12 protein-coding genes are annotated in these 17,960 nt (G+C 68.3%); 6 read left to right on the top strand and 6 right to left on the bottom strand.

Going from position 1 to position 17,960, the window contains the following annotated elements; genetic code table 11:
• Positions 1 to 179 precede the first annotated feature (179 nt).
• Positions 180 to 2,036 (top strand): phosphoenolpyruvate carboxykinase (GTP), encoded by a 1,857-nt coding sequence (locus CAL28_RS11940; RefSeq protein WP_094841583.1) that lies wholly within the window; start codon positions 180 to 182, stop codon positions 2,034 to 2,036.
• 66 nt (positions 2,037 to 2,102) lie between these two features.
• On the opposite strand, the gene CAL28_RS11945 is transcribed toward CAL28_RS11940, so the two are convergent.
• From CAL28_RS11945 to CAL28_RS11970, 6 genes are all read right to left on the bottom strand, one after another.
• On the bottom strand, positions 2,103 to 2,588 hold the full coding sequence (locus CAL28_RS11945) for a GNAT family N-acetyltransferase (RefSeq protein ID WP_094841584.1): 486 nt from the start codon (positions 2,586 to 2,588) through the stop codon (positions 2,103 to 2,105).
• Entirely contained in the window at positions 2,566 to 2,871 is a 306-nt protein-coding gene (locus CAL28_RS11950) for a DUF2513 domain-containing protein (RefSeq protein ID WP_094841585.1), read from the bottom strand. The genes CAL28_RS11945 and CAL28_RS11950 overlap by 23 nt, the downstream gene beginning before the upstream one ends.
• 88 nt (positions 2,872 to 2,959) lie before the next feature.
• Positions 2,960 to 3,481 (bottom strand): sigma-70 family RNA polymerase sigma factor, encoded by a 522-nt coding sequence (locus CAL28_RS11955; RefSeq protein WP_094841586.1) that lies wholly within the window; start codon positions 3,479 to 3,481, stop codon positions 2,960 to 2,962.
• Positions 3,482 to 3,527: 46 nt separating this feature from the next.
• Entirely contained in the window at positions 3,528 to 5,945 is a 2,418-nt protein-coding gene (locus CAL28_RS11960; RefSeq protein WP_254926098.1) for a TonB-dependent siderophore receptor, read from the bottom strand.
• A gap of 270 nt (positions 5,946 to 6,215) precedes the next feature.
• A complete protein-coding gene (locus CAL28_RS11965; RefSeq protein ID WP_094841588.1) occupies positions 6,216 to 7,220 on the bottom strand; it encodes a FecR family protein in 1,005 nt (334 codons plus the stop codon).
• Complete coding sequence (locus CAL28_RS11970) at positions 7,217 to 7,732, bottom strand: sigma-70 family RNA polymerase sigma factor (RefSeq protein WP_094841589.1); 516 nt, start codon at positions 7,730 to 7,732, stop codon at positions 7,217 to 7,219. The genes CAL28_RS11965 and CAL28_RS11970 overlap by 4 nt, the downstream gene beginning before the upstream one ends.
• A gap of 196 nt (positions 7,733 to 7,928) precedes the next feature.
• Here CAL28_RS11970 and CAL28_RS11975 point away from each other — a divergent pair, with 196 nt between their 5' ends.
• The 5 genes from CAL28_RS11975 (at position 7,929) to CAL28_RS11995 (ending at position 17,914) form a co-directional block, all read left to right on the top strand.
• A complete protein-coding gene (locus CAL28_RS11975) occupies positions 7,929 to 8,153 on the top strand; it encodes an MbtH family protein (RefSeq protein WP_094841590.1) in 225 nt (74 codons plus the stop codon).
• Positions 8,153 to 8,893 (top strand): thioesterase II family protein, encoded by a 741-nt coding sequence (locus CAL28_RS11980; RefSeq protein WP_094841591.1) that lies wholly within the window; start codon positions 8,153 to 8,155, stop codon positions 8,891 to 8,893. Before CAL28_RS11975 ends, CAL28_RS11980 begins: the two co-directional genes overlap by 1 nt.
• Positions 8,894 to 8,964: 71 nt before the next feature.
• Entirely contained in the window at positions 8,965 to 9,957 is a 993-nt protein-coding gene (locus tag CAL28_RS11985; protein WP_094844572.1) for a TauD/TfdA family dioxygenase, read from the top strand.
• Positions 9,954 to 14,495: a condensation domain-containing protein gene (locus CAL28_RS11990; RefSeq protein ID WP_094841592.1), complete on the top strand. Its 4,542-nt coding sequence runs from the start codon at positions 9,954 to 9,956 to the stop codon at positions 14,493 to 14,495. The genes CAL28_RS11985 and CAL28_RS11990 overlap by 4 nt, the downstream gene beginning before the upstream one ends.
• A gap of 17 nt (positions 14,496 to 14,512) precedes the next feature.
• Positions 14,513 to 17,914 carry an amino acid adenylation domain-containing protein gene (locus CAL28_RS11995; protein WP_176463970.1) on the top strand — a complete coding sequence of 1,134 codons (3,402 nt, stop codon included), beginning with the start codon at positions 14,513 to 14,515 and terminating at the stop codon, positions 17,912 to 17,914.
• The last annotated feature ends 46 nt before the right edge of the window (positions 17,915 to 17,960 follow it).

A 17,960-nucleotide genomic window follows, 5' to 3' on the forward strand; every position in this document is an offset into this window, starting at 1 on the left:
TCCTGGCTTCTTCCTTCGGCCATGTGGTCGGGTTGACTAGGCCATGCCCCGGGCGGGTATGATCGACGGATAAACGAGCGCCGGCATGCGCGTTTTTCATGACGCGCCGATGACGGCGCCTATCGGTGCAACGGCGCCGCGAAAGATTGACGATTCATCAATAAATCAGGAGATAGAGTATGAACCGACCGCTCGATGGACTCGTAGCCGCACTCGATGTGCCGGCTTATGTGCGGCACCGTAAACTCGTCGATTGGGTCGGCGAATTCGTGGCGCTGGCCAAGCCCGATCGCGTGGTCTGGTGTGATGGTTCGCAAGAGGAATACGACCGGCTGTGCGAGCAGATGGTCCAGGCCGGCACGCTGCGCCGCCTGAATCCGGAGAAGCGGCCGAACTCCTATCTGGCGTGGTCCGATCCCGGCGACGTTGCCCGCGTGGAGGATCGCACCTTCATCTGCACCGAGGACAAGGCCGATGCCGGTCCCAACAATAACTGGGCGGCGCCCGCCGACATGCGCGCGACGCTGAACAAGCTGTTCGACGGCGCGATGCGCGGCCGCACCTTGTATGTCGTGCCGTTTTCCATGGGACCGCTCGGATCGCCGATTTCGCACATCGGCGTCGAGCTGACCGACAGCCCGTACGTGGTGGTCAGCATGCGCATCATGACGCGCATGGGCAGCAAGGTGTACGACATCCTGGGCGACGACGGCGAGTTCGTGCCCTGCGTGCATACCGTGGGCGCGCCCCTGGCCCACGGCCAGGCCGATGTGCCCTGGCCTTGCAACCCGACCAAATACATTGTCCATTACCCCGCGACCCGCGAAATCTGGAGCTACGGCTCGGGCTACGGCGGCAACGCGCTGCTGGGCAAGAAGTGCTTCGCTTTGCGCATCGCGTCCACCATGGGACATGACGAAGGCTGGCTGGCCGAGCACATGCTGATCCTGGGCGTGACTTCGCCCGAAGGCAAGAAGCATCACGTCGCGGCGGCGTTCCCGTCGGCCTGCGGCAAGACCAACTTCGCCATGCTTATTCCCCCGCAAGGGCTGGACGGCTGGAAGGTCACCACCATCGGCGACGATATCGCGTGGATCAAGCCCAGCAAGGACGGCAAGCTGCACGCCATCAACCCGGAAGCCGGCTATTTCGGCGTGGCGCCCGGCACGGGCGAGAAGACCAACCCCAACGCCATGGCGACGCTGAAGGCGAACTGCATCTTCACCAACGTCGCGTTGACCGACGACGGCGACGTCTGGTGGGAAGGCATGACCGAACAGGCGCCCGCGCACCTGATCGACTGGCAGGGCAATGACTGGACCCCGCAGATCGCCAAGGAAACCGGCCGCAAGGCGGCGCATCCGAACGCACGTTTCACGGCGCCGGCTTCGCAGTGTCCTTCCATCGATTCCGAATGGGAGAATCCGCAGGGCGTGGTTATCGATGCCTTCATCTTCGGCGGCCGCCGGTCCACGACCGTGCCGCTGGTGACCGAGGCCCGCAATTGGGAAGAGGGCGTCTATATGGCCGCCACCATGGGGTCGGAGACCACCGCGGCCGCGGCCGGCCAGCAGGGCGTCGTACGGCGCGATCCCTTCGCCATGCTGCCCTTCTGCGGCTACAACATGAGCGATTACTTCCAGCACTGGCTGGACCTGGGCGAAAAGCTGCGCAAGACCGGCGCGACGCTGCCGCGCTTCTACTGCGTCAACTGGTTCCGCAAGGGACCGGACGGCAAGTTCGTCTGGCCGGGTTTCGGCGAAAACATGCGCGTGTTGAAGTGGATGCTGCAGCGTATCGAAGGCAAGGCCGATGGCCAGGAACATGTCTTCGGCGTGTCGCCGCGCTACGAGGACCTGGACTGGAACGGCCTGGAGTTCGGCGCCGGCAAGTACGAGCTGGTGTCGTCGATCGACGCGGATGCATGGCGCGACGAGCTGGCGCTGCACGATGAGCTGTTCAAGCAGTTGGCCTATCGCCTGCCCAAGTCTCTGCCGGACACCAAGCAGCGTATCGAGAACCGTCTGGCCGCCTGACCGGGCCGCGGTATCGACAGGACGCGGGGCCTCGCAACCGGAAGGTGCGAGGCCCCGCGTGCGTTGTCAGTCCGGGCCCAGCGATTTTTCCATGAAGACGCTGAGCGGGTCCGGCAGGTAGTCGCCGAAAGGCGCGATGTCGCGGTAGCCGCCGGACCGGTACAGGCCCAGGGCTTCCGGCTGGTAGATGCCGGTTTCCAAACGCAGGACTGCAATACCGCGCTCGCGGGCCCGGCTTTCCAGGCGTTGCAGGAGGCGGCGGCCCAGTTTGGCGCCGCGCGCTTCCGGCGCGACGAACATGCGCTTGATTTCCGCGCTGCCGTCCAGCGCGGGCACCAGGGCGCAGCATCCCAGCGCGGCGCCATCGCGGCGGGCCACGAAGAAATCGATGCCCGGTTGCTCCAGCGCGCCCGGATCCAGGATGTGATTGCTTTCCGGCGGGTAGAGCCCGTGCAGGTAGGCATCGGCCTGCGCGAGCAGCGCCAGCACATCGTGCTGGCGTGGCGATTCCAGAGCGATGGCCGCGAGGTCAGTCGTCCAGGTCGACGTCATCGTCCTCTTCGTCCTCTTCGTCTTCCTCGTCCTGTTCCAGCGCGTCGTAGCCCTTCCAGGTGATACGCCAGATGGCGTCCTGGCCGGTGGTGCTTTCCGTCAGCTTCTTGATCAGGCCGGCATCGGCAAGCAGCTCCAGATGATGGCTGACTTCCTCCGGCGTGGCGTCATCGATATCGAGCTCCTGTACGGCGGCCGTCACGTCGCGGCCGCTCAGCGCCGACGCTTCCGCATCGCGGAACGCGCCCAGGATGGTTACGACCAGATCGAAATTGCGTTGCATGGCGACACCTCGTATGTTGGAGCGCCGTAACGGCGCACCCTCAACGTTAACAGATGCGCTGTCGTCGGGATGTCACACGCGGCACGCGTCAGCCGGGCAGCAGGCACTCCCTGCAGGATGTCAGTGCCAGATGCGCGTCCCGGATCATGAAATTGACCAGCGTGGCCGATACGCCCAGGTCGCGGGCGATATCGCGCTGCGTATGTCCTTCGATGCGGTATAGCTCGAAGGCGCGCCGCGTGCGCGCCGAAAGGCCCGCGAGCGCGGCGCTGGCCATGGACAGCGCCTGCTGGCTGATCACGATGTTGTCGGCGCCGTCGGTGGTGGTGACGTGCTCGCCGTCCCCTTCTTCGGTGAACAGGCGGTGTTCCAGCGCGCGGCGGCGGTGGTAATCGATGGCAAGGTGGCGGACGGTCTGGAACAGGTAGGCGACGGGCTCGCGTATGGTCGATAGGGGAGGGCCTTCGAGCAGTTTCAGGTAGGTGTCCTGGACCACGTCATCGGCCAATTCCGTCGAGCCCAGGATGCGCAGCGCGGCGCGCAGCAGCCTGGGCTGATGGACCATGTACAGCGCCGCCAGCGATTCGGCGGCCGGTGTCTCTTTCTGCATGGATACTCCTTGCGGATAGGCTCGGTTTGCCGGCTCGCGATACGGGTCAGTAACGGTAGGCCGCGGTGGCCATGACCGTTCTGTCTATGCCGTATCGGCAATTGAGCCGGTCGTTGCGACAGACCACCGTTTCTTTGTTCGTCAGGTTCGTTGCATCGATAGAGAAGCGCCATCGGCCGGTTTCATAGCCCAGCGACGCATCCAGCATCGTGGCGGCCGAGTTCTTCATCGTGTTCTGCACGTCGATCCAGGTGGAGCCGACGTAGCGCACGCCCAGCGCGGCTCGCCAGCCCTTGGCGTAGCCGTCGGTAAAGCGGTGCTGCACCCACAGTGACGCCATGTGGCGCGGAGTGACGATCGGCGTCTTCCCCTGGCCGCCGTCGTTGCTGCGCACGGTGGTGACATCGTTGTAGGTGTAGGCGGCCAGCACGTCCCAACGGCGCGCCAGCGTCGCCTTGCCCTGCAATTCCAGGCCGCGCGAGCGGACTTCGCCGGTCTGTACCTCGAATCCGTCATGCAGCGGGTCGGCGGTCAGCCCATCGCGCTGGCGCAGGTCGAAAACCGCCAGGGTGTACAGCGCATCCATATCGGGCGGCTGAACCTTCACGCCCGCTTCGACCTGCGCGGCCCTGGCCGGCGTGAAGGGCGTCCCGGCGTAGTCCGCGCCAAGCTGCGGCAAAAAGGACGTGGCGTAGCTGACGTAGGGCGATACGCCGGGGACGATCTCGTAGGCCAGTCCCGCGCGGCCGGTGTAGGCGCTATCGTTCTGGGCGGTACGGGTCCCCTGGAAATGATCGATCGTGTCGTTGTCCACGCGATCGTGGCGGCCGGACAAGGTCACCGTCCAGTCGCCGTAGCGGATCTGGTCCTGGGCGTAGAGGCCCCATTGCGTGCTGGTCTGCTTCATGTCCAGAAAGGTCGCGAGCGTACCGGGCAGCGGCAAATGCAGCCCGTAGACGGGATCGTCCAGGTCCAGGTCGGGGGCCGGGCCTTGCTTGTAGGTCTGCCAGCCGACTACCCGCCGATAATCGATGCCCAGCAGCAAGGTATGGCTGCCTTGCGCCGCGTCGTCGAAGCGGCCTTCCAGCTGGCTGTCCACCGCCAGGCCATGCATGGATTCGCGGGCGTCGACCAGATAGCGCGACAAGGTCTTGCCGTCGGGCTGCAGCGCCAGCGGGTACAGGTTGCGCAGCGTCATGTCGCCATGCTGGTAGCGCAGGTTCTGGCGTGCCGTCCATGCGCGGTTCAAGCGGTGTTCGAATTGATAGCCGATGCTGGCGAGGTTGCGGTCGTAGTCGTCGTAGGCGTAGTCGCCCACCAGCGTGCGCCGGGGGTAATAGCCGCGCGATTCGCCGTCGTTGCGATCGTGCTGGTAGTTCAGCAGCAGCGTGAGGGAGGTATTGGCCGACCGCCATGTGTAGGCCGGCGCCACGTAGGCCAGATTGTCGCGGTAGCGGTGGCCGCTGGTGTATTCGTCCTGGGTGCCGGCTTCGCGGCCGGTGGCGGTCAGGCGATACAGGGACGACCCTTGCGCATCGATGGGACCGCCCAGGTCCAGGTAGGCCTGGCGGTAATCGTAGGACCCGACTTCCACGGCGACCTCGTGCAAGGGCTGGTCGGGCGGACGCTTGGTCGTGCGGTTGACCAGGCCGCCGGCGGAGACCTGGCCGTAGAGCGAGGACGACGGCCCACGCAGCACCTCGATGCTTTCCAGGGCGTAGACCGGCAGGCGTGGCCGGATCTGGTCGTACGGCATTTGGCTCAGGCCATCGCGGTAATCGCCGCTGAGCTTGGCATCGAAGCCGCGCAGCACGATCCAGTCGTTGCGGATTTCATTGCCGCCGTAGTTGTTGATCTGGACCCCCGGCGTGTACTGCAGCGCCTGCACCACCGAACCGCTATTGCGCGCCTGCATTTCACGTTGCGTGATGACCGAAACGGATTGCGGGTTGGCCAGCAGGCTGGTCTCGGTTTTCGTGCCCGTGGCGGTCTGCCTGGCGACGAAAGGGTCGGCGTCGGTCGACGTGCTGGCTTGCACGATGACGGTGGGCAGCACCGCGGCGGTGTTCGTCGGGATGCGGACGATGTGGTAGCTGCCGGGCGGCTCCTGGCGCGCTTCCAGCCCGCGGTCCAGCAAGACCGCGGCGAACGCCTGGTCCAGGGTGTAGCGGCCTTGCAGGCCGTCGCTGCGCGCGTCGCCGACGAGTGCCGGATCGAAGTAGAGCAATACGCCGCCCTGGCTGGCGATGTCCTGCAGGACGCGCGCCAGGCGATCCGGCGCGACATCGAAGCGCCGGCTGGCCGGGGCGGCCGGGCGAAGTCCGGTGGCTTCCGGCGTGGCCGGACGATGTCCAGCGGATGCGCCGTCCACGGGGCGGGCGCCATCCTGCGGAGGCAGGCCCTGGGCGTGCGCGCGTCCGGAAGGGCCGGCCCAGGCCAGCCCGGCGATCAGGGCAGCGGTCACGAGCCGGTCCAGGGCGGAATACGGCCAGGATTTCCCGTAGCGAGACTGTGCATCGCCTCTCCTCGTCATGACGTCAGGTTCCGTTGTCGACCCGATTCCGGGCCGTCCGTGCATAGAGGACACGCGGCCATCCGAAAACCGGAAAGTGCCAGCAGTTTTTTTTTGCCGTCGGGCCGCCCCACGGCAAAAAAGCCCCCGGCGGGCAGCGAGCGGGCTTGCCGGCGCCGCGTGAGGGCGATCTTTTTGCCGAGGAACGGCCGGGGCGTGTCCTTATGCGGGACGGCGCGCGGAGACTTCTATCCAGTAGGGCGTCCGTCGCGTGATGGCGATGGGCAGCAGGCCGCTGATCGCATCCAGCACGCGGTCGGTATCGTCCGTGGGAAAAAGGCCCGACAGGCGCATGCGCCCGGCGGCGGCATCACAGGTGATGTAGCCGTGGCGATAGCGGCTGAGTTCGGCGAGAAAGTCCGCCAGGCTGACGTTGTCCGCCGCGATCCGGCCCTGCAGCCAGGCATCGGTGCCCGGCGCGACGCCGCGTACCGGGCCCAGCCCGGCACGAGAAAAGGTGGCCATGCGGCCGGCCTGCAGATAGGCGGGCTGCGCGCCGTTGCCGGCGTTCACGCTGACCTGGCCTTCGTAGACGGCCACGGTGGCGCGGTCGTCATCCAGGCGGACATTGAAGCGCGTGCCCAGCGCCCGGATGGTGCCCGCGACGGTATGCACCAGGAAGGGAATTCGGCTGTAGGCCGGCTCGTGTCCGGTGGTGAAGAAGGCTTCGCCCCGCCGCAGTGTGACGATGCGCCCGGCCTCGCTGAAATTGACGTCGATGCCGCTGCCCGTGTTGAGCACGACGCGGCTGTCGTCCTGCAGGAGGATCTCGCGGCGCGCGCCGATGCGCGCGGTGTAGTCCGGCGTGATCCGCAGCAGGCGCATGCGGTCCACCAGCCACAAGGTGGGAATGCCCAGGATTGCAAGCCCGGCGGCGCCGCGCAGCAGCCGGCGGCGGGCATCCTTGCGCCGCTCCCGACTCAGGGCCTCGTAGGCGGGCCTGCTGCGGATCGCATTCATACGGTCGTCCACGTAGGCCAGTTGGGCCCAGGCGCGCTGGTGATCGGCATCGGCGGCGCACCATGCGACCCAGGCCTGGCGGTCTTTGTCCGTGGCCCGTCCCGACGAGAACAGCACGTACCAGCGCGCGGCCTCTTCCGCGACGCGCGGATCCAGCGGTATCCCGCCGGCATACAGAATGGTGGGATGCTGCGCGCCGCGGCTCATCGCGCACCCTCTTGCAGGAAAAAGCAGGCTTGCACGGCGCGCACCATATAGTTGCCCACCGTGCGGGTCGTGACGCCCAGGCGCGCGGCGATTTCTTCGTACTTCATGCCTTCCAGCTGCGCGAGCAGGAAGGCCTCCCGCACCTTGGCGGGCAGGGCGTCCAGCGCGGCATCGACGGCATATAGTTGTTCGAGGACAAGCTTGCGCTGTTCGGGATCCGGCGCGTATTCCTCGGGGACCAGCGCCAGCGCGTCCAGATAGGCCCGCTCGATGGCGTTGCGCCGGTAGTGATTGGCCAGCAGCCGACGCGCGATGGTGGCCAGGAACGCACGGGGTTCGGCCAAGGCCGGCAGGTCGCGGGCCGTGAGGATGCGCACGAAGGTGTCCTGCGCCAGGTCGACGGCGGCGTCCTCGCCCCCCATCCTGTGCCGGAGCCAACCCGCGAGCCAGGGTTGATGCTGGGAGTACAGCGCTTCCGTTCGTTGATGCACGCTCAGCTCGTCGCCAGACATGGGACTGCCTCCGCAAGGGGATCAGAAGATTGATTTTGGTAATGATAACGTTTATCACTTAGTTTTCATAATGCGTTGTGCCGGCAGGCACCGCCGCCGCTAAATTCCCCGGCCCGTCGTTCGTCAATGGAAATGAGAGCTAATCCTGTCTTGGGCAGGACCGCCTCATTCCTGCAATCGACACGGATGGAAAATCATGAGTTGCTTCGATCGTGAAGGTGCAATCCTGCGCGTGCTGGTCAACGACGAGGAGCAGTACTCGTTGTGGCCGGATTTCAAGGCCGTCCCCGCGGGCTGGCGCGACACCGGCATACAGGGTGACAAGCAGACATGTCTGGCATATGTCGAAAAGGTCTGGACCGATATGCGGCCGCTGTCGCTGCGCCGCTTCATGGATGAACAAGCCGCGGCGGTGGAATGATGTCCCCGGCGGTTTCCCTGTTATGCCTGCCTTGCGCGGGCGCGAGCGCCACGATGTACCTGCGCTGGCGGCGTCGGCTCGAACCTTGGCTGCGCATCGTGCCGGTGGAGCTTCCCGGGCGCGGCGTGCGCATGGACGAGCCGCATGCCGCGGATGTCGAGGCGCTCGCCGCCCGCCTGGTCGACGAGCATGCGGCCGATATGGCAGGGCCCTATGCGCTGTTCGGCCACAGCATGGGCGCCTTGATCGCGTATCACATGGCCGTGCGCGCCGGTGAACAAGGCCGGCCGTCGCCGCGCCTGCTGATCGTATCCGGCAGTCCCGCGCCGGCGCATCGCGATCCGTCGCGTTTCGATGGCATGGATAACGACCAGGCGCTGGTCGCCGATCTGCGCAAGCAGGGTGGAACGCCGGAGGCCGTCCTTGGCAGCCGCGGGCTGCGCCGCTTTGCCCTGGATACCCTGGCGGCCGACTATGCCATGTGCCGCGCCTATCGCCACACGCCGCGGGCGCGGCTGGCCTTGCCCCTGCTGGTGCTGGCGGGCCGTGACGATGACATCGCGCCGTCCGCGATCGCCGCATGGCGCGAGGAGACCGACGCCGAGGCGCGGCAGGTGTGGTTCGACGGCGGGCATTTCTTCGTCAAGCATCGGGAAGAGGAAGTCCTGGCGCTGGTCGACCAATCCTTGCGGCCTTATGCGGGGCTGACGCGGTACGGGTTTGCCGCCGCGCTTGCCTGACCGCGCCGCCGTCGCGGCGCGGCTGGCGGATGCGATCGCGCCGCGAGGCGGCGCGTCGCCGCTTTGAATCGATGGAATCCATCATGGAACGAGACGTACGTACCGGGCCGGCGGATGGCGGATTGCCGGTGGTGATATCGCCCCGGCATGAAGGCGAAGCGCTGATGCAGGCCTGGCCCTGGCTGCAAGCGCGCATCGATGCGGCCTTGCCGCGCGCTGGCGGCGTGCTGCTGCGCGGCTTCGAGGTCGGCTCGGTGGAGGCCTTCAGGCATTTCGCGGCGGCCTTCGGCCATCCCCTGCTGTCCTACGAATTCGCGTCCACGCCGCGCAGCGCGGTGTCGTCCGGGATCTATACGAGCACGGAATACCCGGCGCACCAGCATATTCCGCTGCACAACGAGCAGGCCTATACGCGCGAGTGGCCGATGAAAATCTGGTTCCACTGCGTGCAGGCCGCGCCGTCCGGCGGCGAGACGCCCATCGCCGACAGCCGCGCGATCTATCGGCGCATTCCCGCCGGGATCCGGGACCGTTTCGCGCGGGGCCTGGTCTACGTGCGGAACTTCGGCGAATTCGATGTGCCGTGGCAGCAGGTCTTCAACACGGACGACCCGGCGCGCGTCGAATCCTATTGCCGCCGCGCGGGCATCGAACTGGAATGGCTGCCGGACGACGGTCTGCGCACGCGGCAGCGCTGCCAGGGGGTGGAGCGCCATCCGGTGACCGGGGAGCTGGTCTGGTTCAACCAGGCGCATCTGTTCCATGTGTCCGCCCTGGATGCCGATGTGCGCGAATCCCTGGAGGAATTGCTGGGACCGGATCACATGCCCCGCAATGTCTATTACTCCGACGGGTCGGCGATCGACGATGGCGTGTTCGACGAGATACGCGCGGCCCTTGAGGCCGAGACCGTGGTGTTTCCCTGGCAGGAAGGAGATGTGCTGATGCTGGACAACATGCTGGCGGCCCACGCGCGCAGGCCTTACCGCGGTCCACGCAAGGTGGTGGTCGCCATGGCCCAGCCGCACGGCACCCTGATGTTCACCGACGCGGCGGCCGCATGAACGGCAGCGCCGATAACGCAGTGGTGTCCCATCCGGACGTGTCCATGGCGGCTTGCGCCTTCCCGGAGGGCAGCGCCGACGCGGCGAGCCTGGACGCGCGCCTGCGCCACTACGCGCGGACGCGGGGCGATGCCACCGCGCTGATCGTGGAGCATGCCGACGGGACGCTATCGCTGACCTATGCCGAACTGGACGCGGCGGCGCGCGGGCTGGCCGCCGTGCTGCGAGCGCGGCTGTCCCCCGGCGCCCGCGCGTTGTTGATGCTGGATAACGACCAGCACTATGCGGTGGCTTTCTTCGGCTGCCTGTATGCCGGCATGATCGCGGTGCCCGCCTTTCCGCCGGATCCGGCGCGCGAGCAGGAATTGCGGCGCCTGCAGGTGATCGCGCGGGATTGCGAGGCGGGCTGCGTGCTGACCACGGCGAACGTCGCGGCCGTGCTGGCGGATGCGCTGGCGTGGTTCGATGGCGTGCCTTTGCTGGCGATCGACGGGCCCGATGGATCTGCTGCGTTCGATGCGACCGAGGAACCGGGATCGGATCCCGGACGCATCGCATTCCTCCAGTACACCTCCGGATCGACGGCCGACCCCAAGGGCGTCATGGTCAGCCATGCCAACCTGATGGCCAATGAGCGGGCCATGCACGAGGGCATGGGGACGCGCGTGTCCGATGTGTGCGTGTCATGGCTGCCGCTGTATCACGACATGGGCCTGATCGGCGGCTTGCTGCAGGGCCTGTACCTGGGCACGCGCGTGGTGCTGATGTCGCCGAAGTATTTCCTGGAACGGCCCTTGCGCTGGCTGCAGGCGATATCGCGTCACGGGGGCAGTTTCAGCGGGGGACCGGACTTCGCCTACCGCCTGTGTGTCGAGCGCATCCGCCCGGACCAGCTGCGCGGACTCGATCTGTCCAGTTGGCGCATTGCGTTTTCAGGGGCCGAGCCCGTGAATCCGGACACGCTGGCCGCATTCGCGCGCCTGTGCGCGGAGGCGCGCCTGGCGGCGGCCGCGCTGTACCCGTGCTACGGGTTGGCCGAGGCCACGCTATTCGTGTCCGGCGGCGAAGCCGCGAAGCCGCCGATATGCACGGTGTTCGATGAGGCCGCATTGGCGGCGGGGCGGGCGCGGCCCGCGGCGCAGGGCCGGCGGCTGGTCGCCTGCGGCAGGCCCGCGCCCCGGCATCGCGTCGCGATTGTCGATCCGGAATCGCTGCGTCCCATGCCGGATGGCCGCCAGGGAGAAATATGGGCGTCCGGTCCCAGCATCGCGCAAGGGTATTGGGCCAACCGGGCGGCGACCGAACGGTCGCTGGCGACGCGCGATGGCGAGCGCTGGCTGCGTACCGGCGATCTGGGTTTCCTGCATGACGGCGAACTGTACGTCAACGGCCGCCTCAAGGACTTGATCATCGTGCGCGGGCGCAATCTGTATCCGCAGGACATCGAGGCCGTTGTCGAGGCGGAAGTCCCCCAGGCACGCAAGGGGCGCGTCGCGGCCTTCGCGGTGGAAACGCCGGACGGCGAGGGCATCGGGCTGGCGGTGGAAATCGCGCCCTTGCAGCGCAAGCACCATACGCCGGGCCATCTGGCGCGCGCGCTGGGCCGCGCCGTGGCGCTGGCCTGCGGCGAGCCCCTGTCGGTGGCGGTGCTGCTGGAGCCCGGCACCCTGCCCAAGACATCCAGCGGCAAGTTGCAGCGCGCGGCGACCCGGGCGGGATGGCGCAACGGGACCTTGCGCGCCTACGCGATACGGGAGCACGGCCGCTTCGTGCGCGGCGAAGCGGGCGACGCCGCCGCGATGCCGCCCAGGGATGGAACGGAAGCGGCCTTGGCGGCGATCTGGTCCGAGGCCTTGGGATGCGTGGTCGACGATAGGACGGCGCGTTTCTTCGAGCTGGGCGGCAGTTCTTTATCCGCGGTGCGGGTGGCCGCGGGCATCAGGATGCGCTGGCGGGTCGCGGCGAGCATGCGGGATGTGTTCACGTATCCGGTATTGGCCGAGTGCGCCGCGCATATCGATGCGATGAACGCGTCACGCGCGGCGGACGGCATGGATGGTGCCATGGATGCCATGGAGAGCGCGGACCCGGCCGCGCAGGGCGTGCTGGCGCCGGTCCAGCGCCGTTTGTGGCTGCTGGACCGCATGGCCGCCGACGACGACGCGCGGGCGCGCTACAACCTTGGCGTGGCCTTTTACCTGGATGGCGAGCTGGATGCCGGGCGGGTGCAAGCCGCGATCCAGGCCATCGTCGCCCGGCATGCGGTGTTGCGCACGACCTATCCGGACGATGAGGACGGCAATCCACTTGCCTGCGTCGCGTCCGAGTTGCGGATCGATGTTCCCGTGGTCGACGTGGCCGGGCAGGGTGACGGTCTGGTCGGCACCGACGATGCGGTGGCGCGCATGGCCGCCGGCTACGCGGAGGAGCCCTTCGATCTGAGCGCCGGTCCATTGCTGCGCGCGCGCTTGCTGCGGCTGGCCGCCGATCGCCATCTGCTGCTGCTCGTCGTGCACCATATCGTTTTCGACGGCTGGTCGGCGGGCGTGTTCGTGGACGAGTTTAGCGCCCACTACGCGGGCCGGGAATCCGCGCCGCCACGCTTGCAGTATGCGGACTATGCCCGCGCCGGCGCCCGCGCGGAAGCGCGTGGCGCCTGGTCGCGCAGCCTGGACTACTGGCGGGAAAACCTGGCGCATGCCCCGGCGCTGTCGTCGCCGGCCGCGGGCCGCGACGCTGGCGAACGGGCGGGAAACCATGCCGCGAACGCGGCGACGTTCAGGCAGACCGTGCCGGGAAGCCTCGCGCGCCGCCTGTCGGACCTGGCCCGGCGCCACGAGGCCACGCTGTTCCAGGCGCTGATGACGGTGTTCCTGATGACCCTGCATCGCCATGCCGGCCAGGACGATATCGTCGTCGGCACGGATACGGCGGGCAGGGAAGATCCCGCGTTGTCGCCGCTGATCGGCTTTTTCGTCAACCTGCTTCCCATTCGTTCCCGCGCGTTGGACGGCGCGCCTTTCCCGGCCTGGCTGGCGCGCGTGCGGGCGACGCTGCTGGATGCCTTGGAACACCAGGCCGTGCCGTTCGACCGCATCGTCGACACCGTGGGCGCGGCGCGGGACCGTGCGCGCAATCCGCTGGTGCAGGTCCTGTTCGTCATGCAGAACACGCTGCGCCTGTCCCTGGACCTGCCAGGTATCGCCGCGCGGCCCTTGCCGCTGCCCGCCTCGCATGCCCGCTTCGAGCTGGCCGTCTTCGTGCACGAGCAGGCCCGGGAACTGGAAATCGAATGGACCTATGACACCGCGCTGTTCGCGCCCGCCGCGGTCGAGCGGATGGCGGCGATCTGGGCGGAGGTCCTGCACCAAATCGCCGCCGACGATGGCCGGTCCTGGTCCGCCGCCGACATTCCCCCGCTATCGGAGTTCGACATGACTGCCCCGACCGTCACCGCATCCATGCCGTCCGTGGCGCCCGCTTCGTCCAGGCGCGCCAAGCTGGATCGGCTATCCGCCCGCCGTACCGGCCCGCTCGGCCGCCCGGCGCAGGCGCCCATCCGCATGGCGCCCCTGACGGCCGATCGGCCTTTCCCGCTGGTGATCCAGGCCACGGACCCGGACCTGGATCCGGTCGCCTGGGCGGCGGCGCAGCGCGCGCAGATCGAGTCCTTGCTGGAACGGCACGGCGGGATCCTGTTCCGCGATTTCGCGTTGCGCACGCCGCAGCAGTTCGAGGCCTTTGCCGAGGCGATCGAACCCTCGCTGTACGGCGGCTACGGCGATCTGCCGAAGAAGGAGGGCGGGCGCAACACCTACCGCTCCACGCCTTATCCCGAAAAGCAGATGATCCTGTACCACAACGAAAGCGCGCATCTGGAACGCTGGCCGCGCAAGCAGCTGTTCTTCTGCGAGCTGCCGGCGCGGGTCGGCGGCGCGACACCCATCGTCGATTGCCGCGAAATGCTGCGCCGGCTGCCGGCGGACATCGTGCAGGCCTTCGAGCGGCGGGGATTGCTGTACGTGCGCACTTTCACAGAACGCCTGGATGTCAGCTGGCAGCATTTCTTCGGCACGGACGATCGCCAGGCCGTCGAAGCCACGCTGCGCCGCGCGGGCACGGAATTCCGTTGGCTGGACGACAACACGCTGCAGACGCGCACGCGCTGCCCGGCCGTCATCGCGCATCCGCACACCGGCGAGCGTGCCTTCTTCAACCAGGTCCAGCTGCATCACATCCACTGCCTGGAACCGGAAGTCCGCGCCGACCTGCTCAGTATCGCGGGTATCGAGCGGATGCCACGCCAGGTTTATTTCGGCGATGGCGGGACCATACCGGCGTCGATGATGGATATCGTCGGCCGCACCTATGAAGCATGCGCCGTGCGCTTCGAGTGGGTGCAGGGCGACGTGGTCATGCTGGACAACATGCTGGCCGCGCATGCGCGCGACCCGTACGAGGAGCCGCGCAAGGTCGTGGTCGCCATGGGCGCCATGTTCGAGCGCGCCGCGCTGGCATCGGTGCCGGACAGGGGGTGAGGCGCATGGATATCGAAATGACCGACACGCGCGTCGTGGGGGAGCACTTGCCCTTGAGCCCGGAGCAGCGCGCCGTCGTGGCGGCGGGCGAAGCGGAAAGCGTGCACATCGCCCTGGTGGCGCTGGCCGGGCATGTGGACGAATCGCGGATGCGCGCGGCGCTTGACCGGCTGGCGATGCATCATGGCAGCCTGCGCCATGCCTATGGCCCCGTGCCGGGTTATCGCGGCCTGCGCCTGCTTGCCGACACCGCACCGGGTTGGCAATGGGAAGAAGCCGATCCGGATGCGCAGGCAGATGCGGAGCACGACGTGGCGCACGGCGTGGTGGACCGGGGTATCGCGGCGCGGCTGGCGTCGTGGCGCGCCGCCGGTCCGGCGCTGCGGGCGGCGCTGTGGCGTAGCGGCACGGGCGGCGCGTTGCTGGCCCTGGCCGTGCCGGCGCTGGCAGCCGATGGCGGATCGCTGCGCATCATGATCGACGACCTGGCGCGCGGCTATGGCGCGACGTCCGCATGGGACAAAGAGACGTTCGCGTATACCGAGTACATCCTGTGGCGCCGCGAACTGGACGATGACGAGGACGCCCCGGCCGCGCGCGGCTACTGGACTGGATACATGGCGCCGCATGCGGCCTGGGGCGGCCCCGCGCTGCGCCAGCTGGGGGCGTCCGCGCGGGACGGCGCATCCGCGGTTCCGCCCGCGATGGATATGGCCGTGGACCTTGCGGCGGACAGGCTGTCTGCATTGCGGGACACCGCGCGGCGCCTGGACCTGCCCATGCCTGTGCTGTTGCAGGCCGCGTGGTGGGCCGTATTGGGACGTATTGCCGGCGGCTGGAATTTCCTGGGCGGCTGGCAGCACGACTGCCGCCGTGATTACGACATGTTGTCCGGCGCGGTGGGCGTCTACGAGAAGATCCTGCCGGTCGTGCTGGACTGGGAGCCGGGGGCCGCGTTTGCCGACTGCGCCTCGCGGCTGGCCGATACGCTGGGGCGGCATATCGAGGCGCAGGAGTATTGGGAGGTCGACGCGCCGCCGTCGACGGCGCATCTGGAGGCCGGGTTCCAGTATGTCGACGAAGCGTCGTTGACGGAGGCGTCGCTGCAATGGACCGTGCGGCAAATGCCGGGGCCGGCGCGCGCGTTCGCCCTGGCCATGCAGGTGGGCATGCGGGCGGATGGCGCGCGGCTGACCCTGGCGTATGCGCCCGCGCGCCATCCGCTGTGGGCAGCCCAGGCCTTGCTGGGACAGTACGTCGCGCTGCTGGCTAACGTCGCGCGCGCGCCCCACACGCCGCTGGATAAGCTGCAAGTGATGGATGAGGCGGAGCGGCAGTCCCTGCTGGCGCGCCAGGGCGAGGCGCTGGACGCGGGGCCCCAGGCGCTGCCTGCCCTGATCGCGCGGTGGGCGCGGGATACGCCGGAGGCCCTGGCGCTGCGCGACACCCGCGAGGAATTGACCTACGCGGGCCTGGAGCGCCGCGTGGCGGCGGCGGCGGCCGGGTTGCGGCGCCTGGGCGTGCGCCGGGGCGCCATCGTGGCATTGCGGCTGCCGCGCGACGCCGGCCTGGTGGTGGCGATGCTCGCGGCATGGCGTTGCGGCGCGGCCTATCTGCCCATGGAAGAGGACTGGCCGGATGCCCGCTGCGCCGCGATCGTGCGCGCGGCGATGCCGTCATGCGTACTGGTCGCCTCGGAGACGTTGGCTGCACGCGCGCAAGCGTGGGCCCAGGGTGTGCCGTTGTTCGCGTCGGCGCGTCTGGAGGTGGCGCCGGATGACGCGCGTCCCGGCACGCCGGGGCAGGGCGGCAGGGTGGCCCCCGCGGATCGCGGCGATGCTTGCGCGCGGGGCGATAGCGATATGCCGACGCGGGACGATGTCGATTCCTCCGTCCTGGACGATGTCGCTTACGTCCTGTTCACGTCGGGCTCCACGGGCGAACCCAAAGGCGTGCCTATCGCGCATCGGCAGTTATTGAACTACGTAGCCGCGGCGACCCGCGCGATGGACCTGGGGCAGTCGCGCCGCTGGGCCTTGACGGGCACGGTCGCGGCGGACCTGGGGAACACCGCCTTGTTCGGCGCTTTATCCCAGGGCAGCGCCCTGATCGTTGCCGCGCAGGACGATATGCGCGATGGCGCCACCTTCGCCGCCTTTCTGGCGGCGCATCGTATCGACGGAATAAAGATGGTTCCCTCGCATCTGGAAGCCTTGCTCGACCACGAGCACGCCCGCGTGCCTGCGCGTGTGGTGCTGGGCGGCGAAGCGTCGTCGGCCGCGCTGGTGCGCCGCATTTTCGCCCTGTCGCCGCGATGCGCGCTCTACAACCATTACGGTCCCACCGAAGCGACGGTCGGCGTGATGATCCACCCGGTGGACGCATGGTGCGGAGATACGCCGATGGACGAGGCCCCTATCGCGGCCGATGGCGCGGCGGGTCCCGGCTACGGGTCCACGCTGCCGCTGACCCGCGTCCTGGGCAATTGCCGGGTGTATGTGCTGGACGCCGATCTGTCGCCGACGCCGCTGGGCGCGGCCGGCGAAGTCTATCTGGGCGGCGCGCAGCTGTGCGCCGGTTATCTGGGCGGGGAAGGGGCGCAAGCCTTCGTGGCCGATCCCCATCGGCCAGGCGAACGCCTGTACCGCACCGGCGACCTGGCCTGCGTGCTGCCGGACGGCGCGATTCGCCTGGCGGGACGCGTGGACCACCAGGTCAAGATACGCGGCCACCGCATCGAACCCGCCGAAATCGAGGCGCGCCTGCTGGCCTTGCCGGATATACGGCAGGCCGCGGTCATCGCGGTCCCGGCGGCCGGCGGCGTGGCGTTGACGGCGTTCGTGGTGGACACGGAAATGCCGGATGCGGTGGGCATCGCGGCCGACGGATCGGAGCCCGCCCGCGGCGGCGACGAGCGGATCGCGGCCTGGCGCCGCGCCCTGGCCGATATGCTGCCGGACGTCATGGTGCCGGCCCGGTTCCTGCGCTTGCCCGCCTTCCCGCGCCTGGCCAACGGCAAGATAGACCGGCAGGCCCTGGCGGCGCGCGCGCGCGGCCATGTCGAACAGGACGTCGGCCAGGCGCGGCCGCGCGACGCATTGGAGACTGTCGTGGCAAGCCGCATGGCCGAGTTGCTCGGGCAGCCCTCGTTGGGTATCGATGACGACTTCTTCGCGATGGGCGGGCATTCGCTGCTGGTCATCAGGCTGGTGACGCGGCTGCGCAAGGCGCTGAAGCTGGAGTTGCCGCCCGGCGCGGTGTTCGATCATCCGACCGCGGCGGCGCTGGCGGCCGAATTGCGCCGCCGTGCCGAGGATCCATCCGCCCTGGCGCGTATCGCCGAATCGCGCGTGGCCCTGGATCGCATGACGCCGCGGGAACGCGCCGCGCTGGCGGCCGGCATCGAGGAGCGCGCATGACCGTGTCCGACCGAACCCTTGCAGCGAGGATCAAGCATGACCGTAT

Source organism: Bordetella genomosp. 11, from assembly GCF_002261215.1.
Taxonomy (GTDB): domain Bacteria; phylum Pseudomonadota; class Gammaproteobacteria; order Burkholderiales; family Burkholderiaceae_B; genus Bordetella_C.

Coding starts and splice junctions, on each gene's coding strand:
- CAL28_RS11940 (WP_094841583.1), top strand. CDS start 180: ATGAACCGACCGCTCGATGGACTCGTAGCCGCACTCGATGTGCCGGCT.
- CAL28_RS11945 (WP_094841584.1), bottom strand. CDS start 2,588: ATGACGTCGACCTGGACGACTGACCTCGCGGCCATCGCTCTGGAATCG.
- CAL28_RS11950 (WP_094841585.1), bottom strand. CDS start 2,871: ATGCAACGCAATTTCGATCTGGTCGTAACCATCCTGGGCGCGTTCCGC.
- CAL28_RS11955 (WP_094841586.1), bottom strand. CDS start 3,481: ATGCAGAAAGAGACACCGGCCGCCGAATCGCTGGCGGCGCTGTACATG.
- CAL28_RS11965 (WP_094841588.1), bottom strand. CDS start 7,220: ATGAGCCGCGGCGCGCAGCATCCCACCATTCTGTATGCCGGCGGGATA.
- CAL28_RS11970 (WP_094841589.1), bottom strand. CDS start 7,732: ATGTCTGGCGACGAGCTGAGCGTGCATCAACGAACGGAAGCGCTGTAC.
- CAL28_RS11975 (WP_094841590.1), top strand. CDS start 7,929: ATGAGTTGCTTCGATCGTGAAGGTGCAATCCTGCGCGTGCTGGTCAAC.
- CAL28_RS11980 (WP_094841591.1), top strand. CDS start 8,153: ATGTCCCCGGCGGTTTCCCTGTTATGCCTGCCTTGCGCGGGCGCGAGC.
- CAL28_RS11985 (WP_094844572.1), top strand. CDS start 8,965: ATGGAATCCATCATGGAACGAGACGTACGTACCGGGCCGGCGGATGGC.
- CAL28_RS11990 (WP_094841592.1), top strand. CDS start 9,954: ATGAACGGCAGCGCCGATAACGCAGTGGTGTCCCATCCGGACGTGTCC.
- CAL28_RS11995 (WP_176463970.1), top strand. CDS start 14,513: ATGACCGACACGCGCGTCGTGGGGGAGCACTTGCCCTTGAGCCCGGAG.